Source organism: Streptomyces echinoruber, from assembly GCF_014651135.1.
Lineage (GTDB): Bacteria > Actinomycetota > Actinomycetes > Streptomycetales > Streptomycetaceae > Streptomyces > Streptomyces echinoruber.
In genome coordinates, this window is the sequence record NZ_BMWH01000067.1 from 1 (window position 1) to 2,890 (window position 2,890).

Below are 2,890 nucleotides of genomic sequence, written 5' to 3' on the forward strand. Positions count from 1 at the left end.
ACCACCACCGACGCGGGCCCGTTGACCGCGGCCACCGCGATGCGCCCCGCCCACCGGGCGATCAGCCCCTCCGCATCCGCCCGGGACAACGCCAGGGACACCATCCCGCCCCGCCCGGCAATCCGCCTGATCGCCCGGCTGCGCAGCGCCACCACCCGCGCCGCATCCTCCAACGACAACGCCCCCGCCACACACGCCGCGGCGATCTCCCCCTGCGAATGCCCCACCACCGCCGCCGGCTCCACCCCGTGAGCCCGCCACAGCGCCGCCAGCGACACCATCACCGCCCACAGCACCGGCTGCACCACATCCACCCGCTCCAGCCCAGGCGCACCCGCCCCGCCCCGCACCACCTCCACCAGCGACCAGTCGACGTAAGGAGCAAGAGCGGCCCCGCACGCCGCAAACCGCTCCGCAAACACCGGCGAGGAATCCAGCAGCTCGACCGCCATGCCGACCCACTGGCTGCCCTGCCCCGGAAACACGAACACCGGCGACACGGGCGACGCAGGGGCGACGCCGGTCACGGACGGTTCGTCGAGCCCGGCGACGAGGGCGGACAGATCCGACCCGACGACTACGCATCGGTGCTCGAAGGCGGTCCGGCCGCTCGCCAAGGACCAGCCCACGTCGATCGGCGAGAGTGCCCGCTCGGTGACCAACGCGGCGATGCGCGCGCACTGTTCGGCCAGGGCCGCAGGGGTGCGCGCGGAGACCGGCCAGGGCACCACCACACCACGGTCAGGGGTGTCCGGGGCGTCGGCCGTCTCCGCCACGGGCGCTTCTTCGAGGATGACGTGGGCGTTGGTGCCGCTGATGCCGAACGACGACACACCCGCCCGGCGCGGACGACCGCCCACCTCCCACGCCCGGGCCTCGGCGAGGAGCTCCACGGCCCCCGCCGACCAGTCCACGAACGGCGAGGGATCCTCCGCATACAGCGACCTGGGCAGCACACCGTGCCGCATCGCCAGCACCATCTTGATCACACCGGCGACGCCGGCGGCGGCCTGGGCGTGGCCGATGTTGGACTTCACCGACCCCAGCCACAGCGGCCGGTCGGCGTCCCGCCCCTGCCCGTAGATCGCGATGAGCGCCTGCGCCTCGATCGGGTCCCCGAGTCTCGTCCCCGTGCCGTGCGCCTCCACCACGTCCACCTCGGCAGGGGTGAGCCCCGCGTCCGCGAGCGCGGCCCGGATCACCCGCTGCTGGGACAGGCCGTTGGGGGCGGTCAGGCCGTTGGACGCGCCGTCCTGGTTGACCGCCGATCCCCGGATCACCGCCAGCACCCGGTGCCCGTTGCGACGGGCGTCCGACAGGCGCTCCAGCAGGAGCATCCCGACACCTTCCGCCCAGGCGGTGCCGTCGGCGTCGGCGGAGAACGGCTTGCAGCGGCCGTCGGCGGCCAGCCCGCGCTGGCGGCTGAACTCGACGAACATGCCGGGCGCGGCCATGACGGTCGCACCGCCGGCGAAGGCGAGGGAGCACTCGCCGGAACGCAGGGACCGTACGGCCAGGTGCAGGGCGACGAGGGAGGAGGAGCAGGCCGTGTCGACGGTGACCGCCGGACCCTCCAGGCCCAGGGTGTAGGCGATCCGGCCGGAGGCGACACTGACGCTGGTGCCGGTGAGGACGTGCCCCTCGACGGCGTCCGGGGCCTCGTGCAGGCGGGGGCCGTACTCGGAGGCCGTGGCGCCGACGAAGACGCCAGTGTCGGTGGAGTGCAGGCCGCGCGGGTCGAGGCCGGCACGTTCGGCAGCCTCCCAGGCGGTTTCCAGCAGCAGGCGCTGCTGCGGGTCCATCGCGGTCGCCTCGCGCGGCGAGATGCCGAAGAAGGCCGCGTCGAACTCGGCGGCGTCGGTGAGGAATCCGCCGCGGCGGACGTAGGTGGTGCCGGTGCGGTCGGGGTCGGGATCGTGGAGGGCGTCGAGGTCCCAGCCGCGGTCGGTGGGGAAGTCCGTCAGCGCCTCCGACTCGTCCCGGATGAGGCGCCAGAGGTCCTCGGGGGACCGGACGCCGCCGGGGAACCGGCAGGCCATGGCGACGACGGCGACGGGTTCGGTGTCGTCCGCGGTGCGCCGTCCGGTCGGCGCGGCGGTGGGTGCGGTGCCGTCGAGGAGGTCCGTGAGGTGGCGGGCCAGGCGCTGCGGGGTGGGGTGCTCGTAGACGGCGGTGGTGGGCAGGCGCAGTCCGGTGACCGCGTTGAGGCGGTCGCGCAGTTCGACGGCGGTGACCGAGTCGAAGCCGAGTTCCTTGAAGGAGCGCGCGGGATCGACGGCGTCGGCGCCGGTGTGGCCGAGGATCACGGCGGCCTGCTCGCGGACCAGCCGCAGGCTGTCGCCGGGAGCGGCGGCGGGGCGGGCCACGGCCTGTTCCTCGACGGCAGCGGTGCCGACGGAGTCATCAACAGCGGAAGCACCGGCGACGAACTCGGACGCGTCGGCCGTTCCGTCGATCCAGTGCCGCCGCCGCTGGAAGGCGTACGTCGGCAGCTCGACCCGGCGCGGGCCGTGGGGCGTGAACGCCGGGGCCCAGTCGACGTCGGCGCCGTGGCTCCACAGGACGCCGAGGGAGGTGTAGAAGCGGGCGAGTCCGCCTTCACCGCGGCGCAGGGTACCGGTGACGACGGACGTGCGGTCGGGAGCGGCGGCCTCGAGGGTGGCCTGGACCGGCACGGTGAGGACCGGGTGCGGGCTGACCTCGACGAACGCGCCGTGGCCCGCGGCGGCCAGCGCGGCGACCGCGGGCTCCAGCTGCACGGTTTGGCGCAGGTTGGCATACCAGTAGCCGGCGTCGGCGACCGCCGCCTCGATCCACTCCCCGGTCACCGTGGAGAAGAACGGCACCCGCGGAGTGTGCGGCCGGACCGGCTCCAGCAGCCCCCTCACCT

At 74.4% G+C, this 2,890-nt stretch carries 1 pseudogene; it reads right to left on the minus strand.

The features are described 5' to 3' along the window. Nucleotides 1-2,846: pseudogene (locus tag IE225_RS32410) on the minus strand (type I polyketide synthase); the annotation flags it as partial. Between the last annotated feature and the right edge of the window lie 44 nt (nt 2,847-2,890).